The organism is Arthrobacter sp. (assembly GCF_030540645.1).
Taxonomy (GTDB): Bacteria; Actinomycetota; Actinomycetes; order Actinomycetales; family Micrococcaceae; genus Specibacter.
This window is the reverse complement of record NZ_JAUNVV010000033.1, coordinates 5792-25343: the sequence shown is the minus strand read 5'-3', so window position 1 is coordinate 25343 and position 19552 is coordinate 5792. Positions and strand designations below refer to the sequence as shown.

Genomic DNA, 19552 nt, shown 5'->3' with positions numbered 1-19552 from the left:
CCATGCCAAAGTCATGCTTTCATCCTGCCATGCATGCACCGTCAGTGCTTCGCGCATCGGGTCCGCACGCCGTTGAACAGGAGCCGCGCACGGTTTGCTGCCAATGGTGCGCCACAACAGGAACCGCGCATCATTAGCCCCTAACCGTACGCGACTTCATACCGCGGAACAGTGCGGCCACAGCCAGTTGCGCGTCAACTCAGCCGCGGGCCGCAACGAATGCCTGGACAGCCGCTTCCACGTCTTCCGGGCTGTGGCTGGCCGAGAGCTGAACACGGATTCGTGCTGCACCGCGGGGAACCACGGGGAAGCTGAACGCCGTGACGAACACGCCGTGACGCAGCATCTCATCAGCCACGCGGGCGGCCTCGGCTGCATCGCCAAACATGACGGGGACAATGGCGTGCTCCCCGGGGAGCAGTTCAAAGCCTTCCTCGGCCATGCGGCTGCGGAACAGATCGGCATTTTCGAACAGGCGGGTGCGCAGTGCGGCGGAACCTGCCACCAGCTCCAAGGCCTTGAGCGTCGCGGCCACGATCGCCGGGGCCAGGGAGTTGGAGAACAGGTAGGGGCGGGCCTTTTGGCGCAACATGGCCACGATCTCGCTCCGGCCAGAGACGTAGCCGCCGGAGGCACCGCCGAGTGCCTTGCCGAAGGTGCCGGTGTAGATGTCGATGCGATCCCCCACTCCTGCGTGCTCGGGGGTGCCTGCGCCGGTGGCTCCCATGAAGCCGACGGCGTGGGAATCGTCCACCATGACAAGGGCATCATATTTTTCGGCGAGGTCGCAGATGGCTTCCAAGGGAGCCAGGAAACCGTCCATGGAGAACACGCCATCGGTGACGATGATGGTGCGGCGGGCCCCGGCGCCGTCGTTCATGGCAGCGGCGGCCTGCAGCTGTGTTTCCAGGTCTGCCATATCCTGGTTGGCGTAGCGGAAGCGGGAGGCCTTGGACAGGCGGATGCCGTCGATGATGGAGGCGTGGTTCAGCGCGTCGGAAATGATCGCGTCCCCGGCACCGAACAAGGATTCAAACACACCGCCGTTGGCGTCAAAGCAGGAGGAGAACAGAATGGTTTCCTCGGTGCCCAGGAAGTCCGAGACGGCGGTTTCCAGCTGGAGGTGCAGGTCCTGGGTACCGCAGATGAAGCGGACGCTGGCCATGCCAAAGCCGTGGCTGTCCATGGCGGCCTTGGCTGCGGCGATGATCTCTGGGTGGTCGGCCAGGCCCAGGTAGTTGTTGGCGCAAAAGTTCAGCACTGTTGAACTGGCACCATCCAGCGGCCCGGCCGAGACATGGCTGGACTGCGGCGAGGTGATACGCCGTTCGGTTTTGAACAACCCTGCGGCACGGATTTCATCCAGCTCCGCGGCGAGCTGGTCTTTCATTGCGGTGTACATGGTGCTCCTTGGGTGAGGGTTCGAATGGCGGGGGCGGGTGGGTGAGCTTAGGAAAAGACGGACCAGTCAAGGAGCACTTTGCCACCTTGGCCGGATTTTGCAATGTCAAAGGCCTGTTCCCATTCGGTGGCGGGCAGGCGGTCCGTGACCACGGAGGACACCGCTGCACGCAGGACCGGGTTGGAGCAGACCATGGCACTCATGGTGTACCACGTCTCATACATTTCACGGCCGTAGATTCCCTTGAGCGTGAGCATGTGCGTGACCATTTTGGACCAGTTGATGTCGATGGACTCACTCGGCAGGCCCAGCATGGCAATCCGTCCGCCGTGGTTCATGTTCTCTATCATCTCCGGCAGCGCGGTGCGGTGGCCGGACATTTCCATGCCGACGTCGAATCCCTCGCGCAGGCCGAGTTCCCGCTGGGCGTCCCTCAACCGTGTGGTGGCGACGTTGACGGCCAGGTCTGCGCCCATCGAAGCGGCCATGGCCAATCTCGGTTCCGAGACATCGGTGATGGCGATCTTGCGTGCGCCGGCGTGGCGGGCCACGGCGACGGCCATGAGCCCGATCGGCCCCGCACCGGTGATCAGTACGTCCTCCCCCACCAGGTCGAAACTCAGTGCGGTGTGAACTGCATTGCCCAGCGGGTCAAAGAGTGCGCCCAGCTCATCGGTGATGGAAGGGTCGTGGTGTACCCAGACGTTTGATTCGGGGATCACCACGTATTCGGCAAACGCACCGTCGCGCTGTACACCCACCGAAACCGTGTTGATGCACATGTGGCGGCGCCCGGCGCGGCAGTTGCGGCACATGCCGCAAACCACGTGCCCTTCGCCGGAGACCTTGTCCCCAATATTGACAGTGCGGACGTCGGCACCCACTTCCACCACCTCGCCGTAAAATTCATGGCCCGGGATCAGCGGCGTTTTGATGGTTGCCGCAGCCCATGCATCCCATGCTTGGATGTGCAGGTCGGTGCCGCACAGGCCCGTCGTGCTGACCTTGATTTTTACGTCACTGGACCCGGTTTCAGGTTCCGGCCGGTCGACGAGTTCGAACCCGGCATGCGCACCGGATTTGTAGAGGGCCTTCATGGGTACGACTTCCTTCTTTTGGTGGTGTGCTTTCCATTACAGCCCCTAAAACCGTTTAGCACAATCGATACTTTCTCCATCAACGATTAAGTAATTACTAAATGGTATTCTGGCGGAATGGACCTTCACCAACTGCAAATGCTGCGCGAGCTCGGAGAGCTGGGAAGCGTCAAGGCGGTCGCCGAAACCTTATCCATCACGCCGTCGGCCGTATCCCAGCAAATTTCGCTGCTCCAGCGCCAGGTGGACATCCCGCTGACACGCAAGGACGGCCGAAATCTTGTCCTGACGGATGCCGGCCGGGTGCTTGCCGACGCCGGCGCGGAAGTCGCCAACGCCATGGCCACGGCCAAGGCCGCCATTGGTGCCTACCAGCACGACGCCGGCGGAACCGTCACGATCAGCGGTTTCCACAGTGCAGGGCAGGCCCTCTTCGCGCCGCTGGTGCGTCGCTTGGCAGCCATGAGGGATGCTACGCCAACACACAACGTCGGAGTGCCGCGACTAAAGTTTTCGGACGAGGACGTGGCCCAGCACGACTTCCCGGCACTGACCGCCAAGTACGATTTAGTGCTGGCGCACCGCATGGACCACAGCCCTGAATGGCCGCAATCCCGGGTTCGTGTCATCCCCTTGGCCCATGAACCGCTGGACATCGCCGTGGCAGCGGATCATCCGCTGGCGGCAAAGGCATCCTTGTCACCGCAAGACGTGGTGGCTTACCCGTGGGTGGCCAGTCGCAGTGGCTACTCCCCCGCGGACATGCTCACTGCCATCGGCGCCGTGGCCAGCCAACCCATCAACGTGGTGCACCGCATCAACGACTACCTGGCGGCAGCCGCACTCGTGTCCACGGGCGAGGTCATTGGCCTGCTGCCCCGGTACACCTCCAGCCCGGCCTTGAACCCGGGCGTGGTGCTGCGTCCGCTGACCGGCATCAGCACACGGCGCCGCATCGATCTGCTGGCCCGCCCGGAGAACTTCAAGCGCACGTCCGTGATGCTCGTGGCCAAGGCACTGCAGGACGTCATGGCTGAACTGACCGCCGACTGATCCCACCCCGTTCCGCCGGCGGCGGGCCATGCTGGCGGCGGGCCGTGAATTTTCACCAGCCGCCGCCAGCATGGCACGCCGTCACCGCAGGGTTCCTCCTACCGGGCCGGCTGGCCTGCGTCGAAGTACGCGATGAGTTCGGCCGGGAGATCCGGCACATTAAGCGCGCCGCCGCCGCTGCGCAGTGACTGCGCAGCCAGAACGCCAGCGGCCACGGAGGCGCGTGCGGCCACAGGCGAAGTGGCGGTGGCGCCGCCGTCGCGCGCGAAGCGTAGGAACTCGGCGATCAGCAGCGGGTCCGCGCCGCCATGGCCGCCGTCCCCGTCCTTGATCTCCACTTTTTGATCCGGCTCTACAAATCCGCCCTGGCTGCGGGTGGTCCAGACGTGGATGAAGTCCCCGGGTCCGTCGCCGAAGTTCTCAATCCGGCCCTTCGTGCCGATGACCGTGTAGTTGCGCCAGTAGTCGGGCGTGAAGTGGCACTGCTGGTAGGAGGCCAGCGCTCCATTGTCCAAGACCATCTGCATCATGGAAATGTCCTCCACGTCGATGACGGGGTTCAGTTCCGTCTGCTCCGTGGGCGGCCAATTCTCCAGTGAGAACCAGTCGCCCATGCGGCGGTCGCTGTTGTCCCGGCGGTTGGTGATGGACCCGTAGACGGCCAGGTCGCCGATCGCCGAAACCCGCTTCGAGTAGCCGCCGGCGAGCCAGTGGATCACGTCAATGTCGTGCGCACCCTTTTGCAGCAGCAGGCTGGTGGTGTTGGCGCGTTCGGCGTGCCAGTCCTTGAAGTAGTAGTCTCCGCCGTTGCCAACAAAGTGCCGGCACCATACGGCCTTGACCTCGCCAATGGTGCCAGCTTGGATCAGCTCGCGCATCTGCACCACCACCGGCATGTGGCGCATGTTATGTCCCACATACAGCCGCGTTCCGCTGGTGTACGCCGCGGTGAGAATGGCATCTGCCGCCTCCAACGTGACATCCAGCGGCTTTTCGCAGAACGTGGCGATGCCCGCCTTCAACGTCTGTACCGCGATTTCTGCGTGGCGGTTGTCCGGGGTGAGAACCAGCACCGCATCCAGCCCGGCACCCAACAGTTCATCCAGGCTGGAGGTGATGGTCGCCGTCGGAATTTTCTCCGCCGCATCCTTGCGGCCGCGCTCCGAGATGTCACAGACCATGACCACCTCGGACCCGGCGCCAGGCTTGTGTACGTGCCGCCACAGCGAGGCCCGCAGTCCGAAACCAACGATTCCGACCCGCAGGTCCGTGGTTTTCCGTGCATACTCAGGTGCCTCTGCCAGTAAATCAGTCACAAGTTCTCTTCTCTCTTTCACGTCATTCAAAAATTTCACAAGTATTGCGGACGGTCGATGATTCGCGGACCAGTAGTTGCCATGGGAATTCCAACACAGTGGCGGGTGCATCTGGATGCTGTGCCCGATGCACCAGGAACTCAGCCAGACCTGAGAAAAAACCCACCGGGCCAACGCTGCTCAATGACGGAACCATGGCCTCGCCCTGGGTGGTGTTGCCAACGCCGAAAACTACAAGATCCTGCGGCACGGCGAGCCGCAGCCCGAGTGCCGCTTGGATGGCTGCGATGGCAGCAAAGTCAGAGGTGGCAAAGATGGCCGTTGGGGGGTCCGGTTGCTGCAACAACGCCAAGGTGGCCTGATAGGCACCCATTTCCTCACCTTCAAAAGGCGCAACATAATCGTTGCGGAATGCCAGACCGGCCCGTTTGAGACCTGCTAGGTACGCGCCATACCTGGGCGGGGCGGTGGTGCGCAGGCTGCGGGCCGGTGTCAAGCACGCAACTTTGCTACTGCCGGCGGTCAAATGGTCCATGGCTTGATCCATGCTGTCTCCGGCAAGGGAACGGATCACATCAAAACCATCCGGCGCCAGCGTTTCACTGAACACCACCAGTTTGTTGCTCTTGGCCAATTTGGCCAGAAGTTGGGCGTCACCGTCCTCATCGGCAGCATCGATGAAGATGACGTCGGCCCCTTGGCGTTTGATCGCCGTGCGCCAGTCCGTGTCGGCAAGGATCATCGGCGTAATCCCGGCCGCAGCGACGGCGGCGCCCACGGCTTTGCTCACGGACAACGACCACGGGTCCGACAGCATGGTCAACGAGAGCATCATCAAATTCGACTTGCCGGTCCGGATGGTTCGTGCCGCTTGGTTGGGCCGGTAGCCCAGCCGAGTGGCGGCAGCGCGCACCCGCTCTGTGGTGGCCTCGGAAATGCCTGAACCCTTACTCTTGGTCCGGCCAGCCAACACGTAGGAGACCGTTGCGGTGGAAACTCCCGCCTCTGCCGCCACAGTTTTGATGGTGGGCATGCTCATGCCAACCGCCTCCTTCTTCGTGTTGATGAGGGTTGCCTTGTCCAAGGTCGCCGGCCCACCATAGCAGTGTGCCGGCAACCCTCGGGAGAAATGAACCGCTACTTTTTGACGGGCTGCAAGGTGAACACGGGGGCTTCAGGGTTCAAGTCTGCAGCATATTCCTCACGGATTTTATCTCCGCCCTCGGACTTCCAGCGCTTGAGGACATCTGCGTGCTCGGAGACCTGGGCACGGCCGGTGATGATGTCGATCGTCTTGTCCCGCACAATCTTGGTGATTTTCGGGCCGACCTTGGCATTGGTGTCGGAGTAGGAACCGTTCGTGGGGTTGCGCCACGCAAATTCGAGCAGCTGCTTTTCGGTCTCGTAGACATACTTCGTCACGTCGGGGAAGCCGGGGTTGAAGTTCACCCGTTCCGGTGCGGTCATGATGTTCAATGCACTGACCACCCCGGGCAGATCCTTCAACCCTTCCTTGGTAAGGATCGGGTTGCCATCGGCGTCAAAGTCGAAGTCCTTCCCGGCCTGGCCGTAGTTCTTCATGAGGTATTCTTCCGTGCCAAAGGGCGCAGAGAGCCAGTTGACCAGCTCCAGCTGTTCCTTGATGCGCGCTTCGTCGGCCTTCTTGAACGCTGTGAATCCTACAGTTCCGTAGCCCATGTCATAGGTGGGCTTGATGGTGCCGTCGAAGCTGAAGGGCACCAGGATTTCAATGTCCGTTTTTGCGTCCAGCGCCTTGTAGCTGCCGAGGTCGCGCGGGCCGGATGTCACTACGGCGCCGAGGGAGCCGTTGATGATCTTGGCCTTGGTGTTCGTGACGTTGACGTCGGGGTAGAAGGCGCCGGCGGCGAAGAGCTTGGCGGCGTATTCCAGGCCGGCCACGTAGGCGTCCGTCTCATACAGGTGGGTCAGGCTGCGGTCAGCGTTGACGGCCCAGCCGTTGGGGGCGCCCAGCCATTCGGTGATCATGTGGAGCATGTTGATGTAGGCCGGTTCCAGGGCGTACTGCTTCTTGGCGGGATCGCTCAATTCCTTGACCTTGTCGAAGAACTCGTCGGCGTCCTTGGCGTTCAGGCCGCCCACCTTTTCCCACGTGGCCTTGTTGCCGACCATGACCTGGCCAAACGGCGTGCTGGGGATGGGGGCACCCCAGATTTTCCCGTTGACGACGGCGGTGCGCCAGGAATCGGGCTTGAGTGCGGCCAGGTTGGGGTACTTCAGCACGGCGTCACCGGAAAGGTGGGGGGTCAGGTCCTCAAACTTGGCTTCCAGCATCGGTCCGACGTTCGGGATGCCCTGGTTCGGTGGGATCCACATGAGATCCGGCAGGGTGTCGCTGGCTAGGATCGTGGCAAATTTGGCGGGGTATCCGTCTCCGATGTCTTCAACAATCTGCATGTTGAACTCCCCTCCCAGCGAGGTGTTCAGGCGCTGCCAGAAATCGTTGTCCGGCATGGCCGGTGCCATGACCTCGAACGTCTCGGACAGGACGCTGACAGGACCTGTCAAGGGTTTGGCCGTGGTCGAGGCAACGGGCTTGGGCATGGCGATGAAGCCAGCTTCCAAACCATCTGAATTGCCTGCCAGTTCCGCAGTGACGGCAGTGAACTCCTTGTAGGTGGGCAGCGTTACCGTTTTGGAGGCGACAGCCCCACCGCTCTTTTCAGACTGGTTTCCGCACGCTGACAATGTTCCGCTGAGCGCCACGGCCGCGACGGAGATTCCGGCGAGGCCAAGGAAATTGCGGCGTGAAACTGCAACGCCGTTGCTGGAGCGTTTCATGATGGACCCATTTCTGTAGATGATGAAAAGTTGATGAAGCTTGTTTTTGCGTTGCTGTTGCTGCTCGACTTGGTGCCGGTCAGCCCTTGATGGCGCCGGTGATGACGCCCTTGTTGAAGTGCTTTTGAAGGAAGGGGTAGACAAGCAGGATCGGCAGGAGCGCGATTACCACAATTGCCATCTGCATTGACTGCGGCGGCGGTGCGGACGTGACGCCAATGGCTTCAGCCATGGAGCCGCCCTGGACCACATAGTTGCGCAGCACCAGCTGTACCGGGTACAGGGTCTGGTCGTTGATGTACAGCATGGCGTTGAAGAATGCGTTCCAAAAACTCACCGCATAGAACAGCCCCACGACGGCGATGACAGCCTTGGAGAGCGGAAGGACAATCTTGCGCAGGATCATGAAGTCGCTGGCACCGTCGATCCGCGCCGCTTCAATGAGCTCAACGGGAATGTTCATGAAGAAGGAGCGCATCACCACGAAGTTGAAGGCGGCAAAGGTGCCTGGCAGAATCAGCGACCATACAGAGTTCAGCAGGCCCAGCTGCTTGACCATCAGGAACATCGGAATCAGCCCAGGGGCAAAGAGCAGGGTGAACAGGACCAACAGCAGCACAGGACGGCCGAACATGACCGGACGGCTGGTGGCATAGGCCATCGTGATCGTGACGAAGAGCGCCAGGAAGGTGCCCACCGCCGTGATGAAGGCGCTGACACCCAGCGCACGGAACATGAACTCACCGCTGAAGATCGCCTGGTAGGCGGCAAAGGTCGGGTGCGTGGGCCACAGCACGAATCCGCCGGCGGCGATGAGCTGGTCATCGTCGGCAATGGACGTGGAGACCACTAGGAGGATCGGGAGCACGATGGAAAGGGTGATTCCACCGATGATCACTGCCTTGATGGCGTTATAGAACGGTGAAGCCGGTTCCTTCCACACGGGGCGGGAGGGGTTGAAGGTCAGGCCCTTGGCCTGGCGTTTGGCTGTTCGCCGTTCATGAATTGTCGTCGTCATGATTGTCTCCTGTTGCGGCATAGTCCTGGCGGGGGCCGGGAACTAGCCGACCTTCTTTTGAAAGATTCCGGGCTCGCCCATTTTGTGCGCGAACTTGTTGGCGGCAAAGATCAACAGTGCCCCAACGACGCCCTTGGCCAGTCCTGCGGCAGCGCCCATGCTCCAGCCGCCACCGACAACTCCGGCAAAGTACGTGAAGGTATCCAGCACTTCTGCGGCACCTGGCCCGACGGCGTCGTGCTGGAGGAGGAACTGTTCAAAGCCGACGCTGAGGATGTCGCCAATGCGCAGGATCAGCAGCAACACGATGATGGAGCGCAGGCCTGGAAGCGTGATGTGCCACATACGACGCCACCGTCCGGCACCGTCCGCAGCGGCTGCTTCGTAGAGCGAGCCGTCAATGGCGGCCAGGGAAGCCAGGAAGATGATCATGGCCCACCCTGCGTCCTTCCAGACCAGCTGGATGGTGGCCAGCAGGGGGAAGGTGTCCGGGTTCGTCATGAACGGGATGGTGTCCAGACCCAGATCGCGCAGTGAGTTGTTGACCAGTCCCGCCCCGCCCAGCACCTGCTGGAACAAGGCGATGACCAAAACCCATGACAGGAAGTGCGGCAGGTAGACCAGTGATTGGAACCAGCGGCGGATCCTGGTACTGATCAGTGAGTCGACAATCAGGGCCAGGCCCAACGGTACGGGGAAGAACAGCAGCAGCTGCCACACAGCCAGCACGATGGTGTTGCGCAATGCCACCCAGAAATCCGGGTTGAAGTAGAGATCGAAGAAGTTCTGCACGCCCACCCAGTCGCTGCCGGTGATGCCCAGGAACGGCTGGTAGTCCTGAAAGGCGATGACGTTGCCCAGGATGGGGATGTAAAAGAACAGGGCCAGGAAAATGACGCCGGGAATCATCATCAGCAGCATCTGCTTGTCACGGCGCAGCCTGAGCTTCCACGAGACTGCGCGGACTGCTACACCGTCGTGATGGGCAAGCTTTTTTGAGCGCTGTTTGCGGCTGGGCGCCTTGGTGGGGCCAGTCGGTTGGCTGGTCTGCTCAACGGCTGCTTGAAGCTGCTTCACCGGCTCCTGTTGGGTCTGGCTCATCGACTCTCCTGATTCGTTTCCACGGTGCTCCCCCGACATACTCGCCTCGGCCCGTGTTCTGGGCCAGCTGGTCGGTTAACCGTTTAACAAACATAAGTGTCACAGATCACTTCTGCAAGCTACTGATGGGTATTGTTTTGAATTGAGCCAAATGGACAGGGCTCGGGAGGTAATTCGAACATCTTGGGCTGTTCAGGCAGCAAAAAGCCCCCGTTTGCGCTTTAGGCGCCCGATGGACGGGACACTGAAAGCACAAACGGGGGCTGGGTCGCTACAAGCTGGGTCGCTACAAGCCTGAGCGCAGCGGGCTGGTGTCAGCCCTCCACGCCGAGCGTCTTCAGGATCAACTCGCGCACACGGCCGGCGTCGGCCTGCCCGCGGGTCACCTTCATGACGCCGCCCACAATGGCTCCCACGGCCTGAACCTTGCCGCCACGGATCTTATCCGCCACGTCGGGCTGGGCCGCCAGGGCTTCATCGATGGCCGTCTGCAGGGCACCGTCGTCGGACACCACGGCGAGCCCGCGCTTCTGCACGACTTCTGCCGGTGTGCCTTCGCCTTCAAGGACGCCGTCCAGGACCTTGCGGGCCAGCTTGTCATTGATGGACCCTGCGGCGATCAGCTTTTCAATCTCCACCACGACGGCGGGCGTGACGCCCAACGCTGCGGGGTCGACGTCGGCCAGCTTGGCGCGGCGGGCAATCTCGCCCATCCACCACTTGCGCGCCGCTGCCGCAGAAGCACCGGCGGCAATGGTTTCCTCGATTTCGCCCATGAGACCGGCATTGACCACATCGCGGAATTCCAGATCCGAATAGCCCCAGTCGGCCTGCAGTCGCTTGCGGCGCTCGGCCGGCGGCTCGGGCAGGGTGGCGCGCAGCTCCTCGACCCATTCGGCCGTGGTCACGATGGGCACCAGGTCGGGCTCCGGGAAGTAGCGGTAGTCGTCGGCGTCGGACTTGGGGCGCCCCGACGTCGTCGACTTCGTGTCCTCATGCCAGTGACGGGTTTCCTGGATGATCTTCACTCCGGAATCGAGGACGGCAGCGTGGCGCTGGATCTCAAACTTCACCGCATTCTCGACGGCGCGCAGCGAGTTCACGTTCTTCGTCTCGGTGCGCGTGCCGAACTTTTCCTGACCGTAGGGGCGCAGGGAGACGTTCGCATCGCAACGGACGTTGCCGCGCTCCATCTTGGCGTCGGAAACGCCCAGGTTCTTCACGATTTCACGCACGGCCGCAACGTAGGCCTTGGCCAGCTCGGGGGCGCGTGAACCGGCGCCTTCGATGGGCTTGGTGACAATCTCCACCAGCGGCACACCGGAGCGGTTGTAGTCCACGAGGGAGAAGTCGGCGCCCTGAATGCGGCCGGTGGCGCCACCCATGTGGGTGAGCTTTCCGGCGTCTTCCTCCATGTGGGCGCGCTCGATCTCAACATGGAAAACCGTGCCGTCCTCGAGCTCAATGTCCAGCCAGCCGTCGTAGCAGATCGGGTCCTCGTACTGGGAGGTCTGGAAGTTCTTCGGGGTGTCCGGGTAGAAGTACTGCTTGCGGGCGAACGTGCAGTGCTCGGCGATCTTGCAGTTCAGCGCCAACCCGATCAGGATCGAGGACTCCACAGCCTTTTTGTTCACCACCGGCAGCACGCCGGGCAGGCCCAGGCACACTTCGTTGACGTTGGAGTTTGGCGTATCGCCAAAGACGTTGGGGGCCGAGGAGAACATCTTGGTCTTCGTGTTCAACTCAACGTGAACCTCAAAGCCCAGGACGGGGTCGTACTTTTCCATGGCTTCTTCGAAGCTCAAAATGGTCTCGGTGCTCATTAGTTAGCCTCCTTGGCTGCAGCAGCGGTCTTGACAAGCTCGGCCAGCGCTGGTGCCTTGTCCAGGATGGGACCGCCCCACTGGGCTTCCAGCAGAGATTCCAGCACGGCGCCCACACGGTACAGGCGGGCGTCCTCGCGGGCCGGGGCCAGCAGCTGGATGCCAACAGGCAAACCGTCTTCATCGGCCAAGCCACCCGGCAGGGTCAGTCCGGGCACACCGGCCAGGTTCGCCGGGATCGTGGCAATGTCGTTCAGGTACATCGACAGCGGGTCGTGGATCTTCTCGCCCAACTTGAACGCCGTCACGGGCGACGTCGGGGAAATCAGCACGTCCACCTGCGCGAAGGCTGCGGCGAAGTCGTTCTGGATGAGCGTGCGCACCTTCTGGGCCGAGCCATAGTAGGCGTCGTAGTAGCCGGCGCTCAGTGCGTAGGTGCCCAGGATGATGCGGCGCTTGACCTCGTCGCCGAAGCCGGCAGCGCGGGTGGCGCTCATGACGCGCTCAATGGTGAGCGGGCCCTCGGTGGGCAGCGTGCGCATGCCGAAGCGGACGCCGTCGTACTTGGCCAGGTTGGAGGAAGCCTCCGACGGCATGATCAGGTAGTAGGCACCGAGTGCGTAGCCAAAGTTCGGGCAGGAGACCTCGACGATCTCAGCCCCGGCGCTGCGCAGCAGTTCCACGGACTCGTTGAAGCGGTTTTCAACACCGGCCTGGAAGCCTTCGCCGTGCAGTTCCTTGATGACGCCGACCTTCATGCCCTTCACGTTGCCCAAACGGGCAGCGGCGACGAGGCCGGTGGACGGGTCGGTCAGCGAGGTGGAGTCCAGTGGGTCGTAGCCACCGATGACTTCCTGCAACAGCGCGGAGTCCAAAACGGTGCGCGAAACCGGGCCGATCTGGTCCAATGAGGATGCCATGGCGATGGCGCCGTAGCGTGAAACGGCACCGTAGGTGGGCTTCACGCCCACGGTTCCGGTGACGGCGCCGGGCTGGCGGATGGAACCGCCGGTATCCGTGCCCAGCGCCAGTGGCGCCTCAAATGCCGCCACTGCGGCAGCGGAGCCGCCACCGGAACCACCGGGGATCCGGTCGAGGTCCCAGGGGTTGCGGGTGGGGCCGTAGGCGGAGTGCTCAGTGGAGGAACCCATGGCGAATTCGTCCAAGTTCGTCTTGCCCAGCAACGGCATCCGTGCTTCGCGCAGCTTTTTCACCACGGTGGCGTCGTAGGGGCTCATCCAGCCCTCGAGGATCTTGGAGGCTGCCGTGGTGGGCTGGCCCTTCGTGACGATCAGGTCCTTGACGGCGATCGGCACACCGGCCAGCTCATGCAGTTCTTCCCCGGCAGCGCGGCGCGCATCGACGTCAGCTGCGACGGCGAGCGCTTCGTCGGTGTTCACGTGCAGGAATGCGTGGACGCCGCGCGCGCCGCCGTCGACCTCGGCAATGCGGTCAAGGTGCGCCTGGGTCAGTTCGACGGCGGACACCTCCTTGGCGGCCAGCTTGGCGGCCATGGCGGACGCGCTTGAACGAATCAGTTCGTTGGCAGTCATGGTTTAGCTTTCCTCCAAAATTGCGGGCACCTTGAAACGGCCGGAGGCGGCATCCGGGGCGCCGGAGAGCGCTTCTTCCACTGTGAGCACGTGGCCCACCACATCTTCGCGCATGACGTTTGTCAGCGGAATCGGGTGTGAGGTGGCGGGAACGTCGTCCCCTGCAGCCTCGCTGACGCTCTTGATCGAATCCACAATCACTGCCAGTTCAGTGGCCATGCGGTCCAGTTCGTCGTCGCTCATCTCGATGTGAGCCAGTTGCGCCAGATGCGCCACCTCGTCACGGTTGATCGCAGCCATGGATCTCCCCTATAAGAAAAAGAATATTTGTGTCGCTACTAGCTTAGTCGCCTCAGACAGGGTCAAATCCCGCCTGCCTTTAGAGCGGGTTCTTCGCCCCTGCGCGCCCACACCCGGGACTTGTGGGCGGACAAGGCAAGCAGCACCAGAATGTCCAGCGGGAGGCCGAACACGTTGGTGGTCAGTGTGGTGGACTCGCCGCTGAAGAAGGCAAATGCTGCAATGGCCACGAGCAGCCCGCTGTAGGCCATCGACGCTATCCTGGCCCAGTTGCTTCCGCGGAACACACCAATGGCAAGCAGCAGGTAGGCGGCAACACCCACGGCCCCCACCACGATGACGATGATGCGCACCACCGTCAATATTTGCTGGTCCGCAGTGGTCAAGGACACGCCGGCATCGTCAAGAAGTACTGGCCACTGCGTGACAATCATGGCCACCGTCACCAGTCCCACCACCACGCGGATAGCCATCAGGACCACCCCCAAGGCCGTGGATGCGGGGCGCCTGCGTGCCAGTGCGGCCCTTCGCGCAGCCAGGTCCGGGCCCAGTGGGTTGCCGTCAGCGGCAATGGTGACAGGTCCGACGTCGACCACGGGCAGGTTGCCGTCGGTTTCGATACTGTCCCCGCCGCCGTTGCGTGAGTGGTAGCCGGTGGCGAAATCCTCGATCACCCGCACCTCGATCCCGGGGCCGCCCGACTTGAGCGTTTCCACGATGTGGTCCCGCTCCGTGTCAGTGTCTGCGTCGATCTTGTGCGTGATCTGCAAGGTAAAAAGTGAAAAGCCCACGGCCCGGTCAAAGGTCCCCGCAGCCAACCAGTCGGCCCCATGCCCGCCAGGAAGCAGCCAACCATCCGGGCAACGCCAGAACCGCACGTGGTGCCGCTTGGCCGGATTTCCTGCCACTTCCTGCTGATAGGCGAGATCCTGCTGGTGGCCAAATAACAACAGCGGGCTCACCGGAGCCTCATCGTAGCTTCGCCTGAAGATGGTGGAGGTGACGATCCGCCAACTCGAGGCAAAAGTCACCGGATCCGCCCGAATCCAGCCGGACCGGGTCATGGCCTCATGCAGCTGGGCTTCACTGCCGACAATGGCAAGGTTGATGGGATCACCCAGCAATCCGTCGCTGGTCCGAGCCCGGCCAATGAAGTAGTCCGGAACGTAGATGGATGTCAGAATGCGGTGGAGGCGGGGCAGCACCAAATAGGCCAGAACCAACCAGAACAGGACGAAGAACAGAATCACGGTCCAGCCCCAGACGAATCCTTCGGAAAGGACCAGCCACGCCAGCCACACTGCTGCGAGGCCGCTGAAGGCGAAGGCAATGTTGTCCACCACAGCGTTGATGGAACGCCGCCGCCCACTCTTGGGATTCCCCTGCTTCTTGTTCATCGCCGGTGATCCTTGGAATCGTTAGGTGAGGGGGTGCGCATGTGGCCATCATAGTGCCGGGCTGCATGCCCCTGCCCGCGCAGTTCCGCTTATACGGCTTTTACAGCGCCATTCGGTAAACGCGGAGCATCTTTCCATTTTCCGGGATGGGCCAATCGCGCGAGGGAACCCGCGAGAAGCCAAGCTTGCGATACAGGGCGTGCGCCGCCTGCCAGTCATCCCCTGTGGTGAGGCTGACCGCATGGATGCCCGCATCTGCGCGGGCCCGCTCCAAAATCCAGGACACCATGGCACGTCCGGCACCGCTTCGCTGCACCTTCGGATCCACCACCAGAAGACGGAATTCCAGTTCATCGGTCAAGGCGATGTCGGCCCACTCGTCACCGAAGACTGCCAGTGTGGCCGAGCCGATGACCACTCCCTCGCGCTCGGCCACGATGATGTGCGCCGCTGCCGCACGCTCCCCCACCCGCATGATCTTTTGCATATAGGGGTATTCGACACTGTCAAAGTACCCCGCGCCAAGGTAGGCGTCTGCTGTGATTCGCGCAACGGCGTCGTAGTCTGCTGTGGTGATGGGTCGAACTGCAATGCTCATGCGCGTAGGGGGTCCTCAGGCTGTGAATCAGGTGTTTATTCAGTGCCTATTATGCCTTCCCACCGTCTTGGTTGCCTGTGAACAACTTCCCCAGCTCGCGGCCCTTGGGCACGCCGAGCCCCGTGCAGGCGTCCCACCCCGGGGTGGCGTTGTAGCTGCCGTTGTTTCCAACGGTGATGTCCCGGAACCCCGGCGCAGCCTGACCCGTGGCGGCGTTGGCGTAAAGGACCGGGTGCAGCAGACCCAGCCCGTGCCCGGCGGATTGGGACAGGCGCGCAATGAGCGCAGCCCACAGCGGAGCGACGGCGCTGGTGCCGCCAATGACCATGTCCTGGCCGTCGACCCGTACTTGGTAGCCGGTTTGCGGGTCGGCTACGGCTGCCACGTCCGGCACTCCACGGCCGGTGGGAACCTTGGGCGGCTTCGTTCCCGCCGAAACTCTCACATGTTGCTGCCATGTTGGAAGTGGAAAAGTGTCGCTGACACCTCCGCCGGTGGCAGAATTGGTGGCGTCATTCCACACTGTCTCCGCAGACACCTGCCCGGTGGCCGGGTTGGCCAAAAGCCGTGTCCCTCCGCACGCCAGCGCATGTGGACTGGAGGCCGGGAAGTCCGTGTGGTTCCGCCCGTCGGCAGTCGCATCGGCGCTGCCATTGTCACCGGCGGCAACCGTGACGGACACACCCAGCAGGGCGGCGTCCACAAACGCGCTGTCCATCGTTTGGCGTGCCTGCTCCGTCCACTCATCCTCACTTTGGCCCCAGCTGACGCTGATGACCGCCGGTGTGGGCGTGTCGTGGGTGGCTTGGACTATTGCGTCTGCAAAACCGGCATCCGTGTTGGGGGCGAAGTACACCTTGATCGCGGCACCCGGTGCCAGTGCACCGACCACCTGGATGTCCAAGAGTACTTCCCCGTCGGCACCTTGCGGATCCTGGCCTGGTACATTCACCGCCCCGTCCACACTGACGGCGGTGACGGTGGGACTGGTAATGCCCAGACCGGCAAAGTAGGCGTCCAAGTCGCCTTGGTCAAACCCGCCACCAAGTTCAATGATCGCCACGGTTTGACCCGAGCCGTCCGTGCCCTCGGGAAACTCGTAGATCACCCCGAGCTGCGGCGGGGTGTAACTTATTGAAGCGGAGGCTGCTGGCGAGATGTGAAACTGAGTCCGTGCCTGCGCCCTGTCATCCAGGCCCAGCACTGCAGTAACCACCCCCTCCAGTGCGGCGGGCACACTCAACCCGCCAGTCCTGTGCCTGTAGGTGCCGGAACTGTTGGTGCCCGTATCCGCCGCCAGTTCCAACGTGGTCCCGAAGATGCCGCCCATTAGCCCGGCCGGACCACGGACCCGCAACCTGCGCTTGGCCGCATCGGCCTCCGTCACGGTGGCACCAAGGCCTTCCAATGTCTCCTTGACCAGATCCATGTCCTCGTTGCTAGCCCCGTATTCGGCTAGCCCCTCCGAGGCTATTCCGCCTGCGAGGGCACTATCCGGGACGGCACTCTTGCGGCGCACGAACACACTGACTTCAAGCGGCTCTTCCTGGAGTGCGCCGGGACGCAGTTCCCTTGCTGCGGGCGGGGCGAGCACAAAATTTCTTGCGGGTTCGCGCTCACTGCCAGGCAACGGGACCAGATCCGGCAGTTTGACGTGTTGGTTCGCGCTGGCGCCATTATCCATGCCTGTATTCATGTCCCTCACCGTTCCATGCCTCTGCGGCCAATGCGCCTGTGGGGCGCCTTAAGGCTGATGATACGAGCCTTCCGTGGAGGGCACAATGAGTTGACTGCGCCCCTCACGGCTGGGCGCCTTAGCTTGTGCCGTCGGCAAGAGTGGGGCCGCTGTCCCCCGTGCGTGCAGCACTGGCCACGATGTCCTTGATTTCATCCGTTTCAAACCCGGAGTGGACGGCCCAGATGTAGGTCACGATGCCCACGAGCAGTTCCACGCCCATGCCCCACGGGAACTTGAATATGGGATCGTCAAGCGGGCCGTAGACGCCCAGGTAGCCGACGAGCATTGACGCCAACAGAAGCCAGATCAGCCACCACGTGGCGTTGACATGCCGGCGTCCAACGGCATTGCTGAACAGCCACACGGCACCACAGAACGCCAGAACAAGGACGCAGAACACTGTGTAGTAGACAATAAACGGCCAAGCACCGGGTCGCGCGCCGTTGCCTCCCGTCAACACCCATCCGCTGACCGTGGACATCCAAATCCACAGGACAAAGAACACGACGCTGATGATGCCGCTGATCACTGGACGAATCCAACCGCTCTTCCACGCGTAGTAGGCCGTGAAGAACGGCAGCCCGATGAAAGTGGCGGTAATGACATTGGTCAGCGTTGAAAAGCCGCTCCAGTACAGAATCAACACTGCTGCGAGGAAGGAAATCGGTGACCAGAAATGGAAGGCACGAAGCCGGAATGGCCGTTCGAGGGCGGCGGCGGTCTTCCGGAGCACCGGCAGTCCAACACCGCCCATGATGTAGGTCAGCACGGCTGCGGAGCTGATGAAGCCGACCAGCTGGTACCAGCTGGGCGCGGGGACAAAGAACACGCAGCCAACAACGGCCGAGACCAGCAGTGCCAGCCAGGGAATTCCGAAGCGGTTACTGACAGTGAATTTTCGTGGCACGTTCCGGTGCACGCCCAGGCCGTAGCCGGTGCGGGCTCCGGTGCCCAGGTAGACCCACCCGGTAGCCATCGGGGAGATGGCGGCGTCGATGAGCAGGAACGTGCCCAAGGCTGCCAACGCGGCAAGGTTGGCGGAGTCAAGGGCGTGGAACAGCGGACCGTCCGCCCATCCACCGGTTGTCAACTTGTCCCATTGGCCGCCTTGCAGCCCCATGTCCTTCCAGTTGATGGCACCGATGAACGCAACCTGCAACAAGGTGTAAATCACGGCCGGAATGGCAATGGACCCGATGGTCGCCAAGGGCACATTGCGCTGGGGGTTGCGCACTTCCCCGCCGTAGTCCAGTGCTTGGCGGAAACCCAACAGGGAGAAGATGATGCCGGTGGTTGCAATGGCGTGGAAGATCGGTGGAACGCCGAGTGGGGCAAAGCCGCCATAGGAGGTGAAGTTGCTGCCGTTGAGGATGAAGAACAGAAAAATGAACGTCAGGGTCGGCAGGGCGATCTTCCACAGCGTCACCCAACGGTTGGATTCGGCAAGGAACTTGGCGCCGAAGAAATTCAAGACGAAGAAGAGCGCCATCAGGATGAAACCGCTGACGATCCCCCGTGGCCAGCTCAGCAGCTGCACGCCGTCGACCGTGGTCAGGAACCCGGTTTGGGGGAACCTGCCGCCAAGATACGTCAGCGTGGCTTCAGCCTCGATGGGTGGGATGGACACCACCGACAGCCAGTACGCCCAGCCGATGATCCAGCCGGAGAACGCGCCGTGGCTCAGGAACGTATAACGCACAATAGCCCCGGAACGGGGCAGCATTGCACCGAGTTCCAGATAGGTCAGGGCGATGAGAAAAACCAGAACCGAGGCGATGATCCAAGAAAGAATAGCTGCCGGTCCGGCAACTCCGGCGGCTGCCAACACTCCAAAAAGCCAGCCGGATCCAATTTGGGCGCTTACTCCCAGTAACAATAACTGCGTCAGGGACAAATTTCGTTTGAGGCCGCTGTCCGCAGATTCGAAGGTCCCGCGCTCTTCACTATGAGCGATGGTCATGGTCAACACTTCCTTGTGTATGACTTCAATCGGTTGTTTTCAGCGTACGCCCGCTATCCCCGGACAAGGAGGGTAGGAAGCATAAAAACTGCTAATCATTCGGTGTGGCGCGCAAAAATACCCCAATTATCCGCTAATATGCACACCTCACCAGCAGAAATTACTGCCACCGAGGTGGTGCCGAGCCAAATCCGCTGGCCGGAATGCTCGTTCCCACAGTGACGGCGCCTATCACCGCCGCGGACGGCAGCCTCCGCCCGGCGCACCGTGCCACCCAGCCGATCCTGCCACGCCTTGACGGCCGCCGCGGCACACAGATAGCCGGTGGCATGGTCAAGTGCCTGGACGGGAAGCGGGAACGGTTTTTCGCCCCCAA

15 protein-coding genes and 1 pseudogene are annotated in these 19552 nt (G+C 62.2%); 1 reads left to right on the top strand and 15 read right to left on the bottom strand.

Annotation, left to right across the window (positions count from 1 at the left end; genetic code table 11):
* Positions 1 to 199 precede the first annotated feature (199 nt).
* Together Q4P21_RS08180 and tdh are read right to left on the bottom strand one after the other, a co-directional pair.
* Complete coding sequence (locus Q4P21_RS08180; protein WP_303388293.1) at positions 200 to 1402, bottom strand: glycine C-acetyltransferase; 1203 nt, start codon at positions 1400 to 1402, stop codon at positions 200 to 202.
* Positions 1403 to 1449: 47 nt separating this feature from the next.
* On the bottom strand, positions 1450 to 2499 hold the full coding sequence (tdh, locus tag Q4P21_RS08175) for an L-threonine 3-dehydrogenase (RefSeq protein WP_303388292.1): 1050 nt from the start codon (positions 2497 to 2499) through the stop codon (positions 1450 to 1452).
* Positions 2500 to 2616: 117 nt separating this feature from the next.
* Between tdh and Q4P21_RS08170 the strand changes: the two genes are divergently transcribed.
* Positions 2617 to 3552: a LysR family transcriptional regulator gene (locus Q4P21_RS08170; protein WP_303388291.1), complete on the top strand. Its 936-nt coding sequence runs from the start codon at positions 2617 to 2619 to the stop codon at positions 3550 to 3552.
* Between the two features lie 98 nt (positions 3553 to 3650).
* Here the strand turns inward: Q4P21_RS08170 and Q4P21_RS08165 are convergent, their stop codons facing one another.
* From Q4P21_RS08165 to Q4P21_RS08105, 13 genes and pseudogenes are all read right to left on the bottom strand, one after another.
* Positions 3651 to 4868 carry a Gfo/Idh/MocA family protein gene (locus Q4P21_RS08165; RefSeq protein WP_303388290.1) on the bottom strand — a complete coding sequence of 406 codons (1218 nt, stop codon included), beginning with the start codon at positions 4866 to 4868 and terminating at the stop codon, positions 3651 to 3653.
* A gap of 22 nt (positions 4869 to 4890) precedes the next feature.
* Positions 4891 to 5907: a LacI family DNA-binding transcriptional regulator gene (locus Q4P21_RS08160; RefSeq protein WP_303388289.1), complete on the bottom strand. Its 1017-nt coding sequence runs from the start codon at positions 5905 to 5907 to the stop codon at positions 4891 to 4893.
* Between the two features lie 98 nt (positions 5908 to 6005).
* Positions 6006 to 7688, bottom strand: coding sequence for a twin-arginine translocation signal domain-containing protein (locus Q4P21_RS08155; RefSeq protein ID WP_303388288.1), 1683 nt, complete (start codon positions 7686 to 7688; stop codon positions 6006 to 6008).
* 79 nt (positions 7689 to 7767) lie between these two features.
* Positions 7768 to 8706, bottom strand: a complete 939-nt coding sequence (locus Q4P21_RS08150; protein ID WP_303388287.1) for a carbohydrate ABC transporter permease — start codon at positions 8704 to 8706, stop codon at positions 7768 to 7770.
* Positions 8707 to 8748: 42 nt separating this feature from the next.
* A complete protein-coding gene (locus tag Q4P21_RS08145) occupies positions 8749 to 9627 on the bottom strand; it encodes a sugar ABC transporter permease (protein ID WP_247647101.1) in 879 nt (292 codons plus the stop codon).
* 494 nt (positions 9628 to 10121) lie between these two features.
* Positions 10122 to 11630: an Asp-tRNA(Asn)/Glu-tRNA(Gln) amidotransferase subunit GatB gene (gene gatB / locus Q4P21_RS08140; protein WP_303388286.1), complete on the bottom strand. Its 1509-nt coding sequence runs from the start codon at positions 11628 to 11630 to the stop codon at positions 10122 to 10124.
* Entirely contained in the window at positions 11630 to 13183 is a 1554-nt protein-coding gene (gene gatA / locus Q4P21_RS08135; RefSeq protein ID WP_303388285.1) for an Asp-tRNA(Asn)/Glu-tRNA(Gln) amidotransferase subunit GatA, read from the bottom strand. Before gatA ends, gatB begins: the two co-directional genes overlap by 1 nt.
* Positions 13184 to 13186: 3 nt before the next feature.
* A complete protein-coding gene (gene gatC, locus Q4P21_RS08130) occupies positions 13187 to 13483 on the bottom strand; it encodes an Asp-tRNA(Asn)/Glu-tRNA(Gln) amidotransferase subunit GatC (protein WP_207344457.1) in 297 nt (98 codons plus the stop codon).
* A gap of 62 nt (positions 13484 to 13545) precedes the next feature.
* Positions 13546 to 14880: an LssY C-terminal domain-containing protein gene (locus tag Q4P21_RS08125; protein ID WP_303388284.1), complete on the bottom strand. Its 1335-nt coding sequence runs from the start codon at positions 14878 to 14880 to the stop codon at positions 13546 to 13548.
* Positions 14881 to 14980: 100 nt separating this feature from the next.
* Positions 14981 to 15478, bottom strand: coding sequence for a GNAT family N-acetyltransferase (locus Q4P21_RS08120; protein WP_303388283.1), 498 nt, complete (start codon positions 15476 to 15478; stop codon positions 14981 to 14983).
* Between the two features lie 49 nt (positions 15479 to 15527).
* Positions 15528 to 17174, bottom strand: a complete 1647-nt coding sequence (locus Q4P21_RS08115) for a protease pro-enzyme activation domain-containing protein (RefSeq protein WP_303388282.1) — start codon at positions 17172 to 17174, stop codon at positions 15528 to 15530.
* 118 nt (positions 17175 to 17292) lie between these two features.
* Positions 17293 to 19176: an APC family permease gene (locus Q4P21_RS08110; protein ID WP_303388281.1), complete on the bottom strand. Its 1884-nt coding sequence runs from the start codon at positions 19174 to 19176 to the stop codon at positions 17293 to 17295.
* A gap of 95 nt (positions 19177 to 19271) precedes the next feature.
* Positions 19272 to 19552, bottom strand: a pseudogene (locus Q4P21_RS08105) (hypothetical protein); the annotation flags it as partial.

Bases quoted from the DNA above. Each gene is read 5' to 3' on its own strand.
- Q4P21_RS08180 (WP_303388293.1), bottom strand. From the start codon at position 1,402: ATGTACACCGCAATGAAAGACCAGCTCGCCGCGGAGCTGGATGAAATC.
- tdh (WP_303388292.1), bottom strand. From the start codon at position 2,499: ATGAAGGCCCTCTACAAATCCGGTGCGCATGCCGGGTTCGAACTCGTC.
- Q4P21_RS08170 (WP_303388291.1), top strand. From the start codon at position 2,617: ATGGACCTTCACCAACTGCAAATGCTGCGCGAGCTCGGAGAGCTGGGA.
- Q4P21_RS08160 (WP_303388289.1), bottom strand. From the start codon at position 5,907: ATGAGCATGCCCACCATCAAAACTGTGGCGGCAGAGGCGGGAGTTTCC.
- Q4P21_RS08155 (WP_303388288.1), bottom strand. From the start codon at position 7,688: ATGAAACGCTCCAGCAACGGCGTTGCAGTTTCACGCCGCAATTTCCTT.
- Q4P21_RS08150 (WP_303388287.1), bottom strand. From the start codon at position 8,706: ATGACGACGACAATTCATGAACGGCGAACAGCCAAACGCCAGGCCAAG.
- Q4P21_RS08145 (WP_247647101.1), bottom strand. From the start codon at position 9,627: ATGCTGCTGATGATGATTCCCGGCGTCATTTTCCTGGCCCTGTTCTTT.
- gatB (WP_303388286.1), bottom strand. From the start codon at position 11,630: ATGAGCACCGAGACCATTTTGAGCTTCGAAGAAGCCATGGAAAAGTAC.
- gatA (WP_303388285.1), bottom strand. From the start codon at position 13,183: ATGACTGCCAACGAACTGATTCGTTCAAGCGCGTCCGCCATGGCCGCC.
- gatC (WP_207344457.1), bottom strand. From the start codon at position 13,483: ATGGCTGCGATCAACCGTGACGAGGTGGCGCATCTGGCGCAACTGGCT.
- Q4P21_RS08125 (WP_303388284.1), bottom strand. From the start codon at position 14,880: ATGAACAAGAAGCAGGGGAATCCCAAGAGTGGGCGGCGGCGTTCCATC.
- Q4P21_RS08120 (WP_303388283.1), bottom strand. From the start codon at position 15,478: ATGAGCATTGCAGTTCGACCCATCACCACAGCAGACTACGACGCCGTT.
- Q4P21_RS08115 (WP_303388282.1), bottom strand. From the start codon at position 17,174: ATGAATACAGGCATGGATAATGGCGCCAGCGCGAACCAACACGTCAAA.
- Q4P21_RS08110 (WP_303388281.1), bottom strand. From the start codon at position 19,176: ATGACCATCGCTCATAGTGAAGAGCGCGGGACCTTCGAATCTGCGGAC.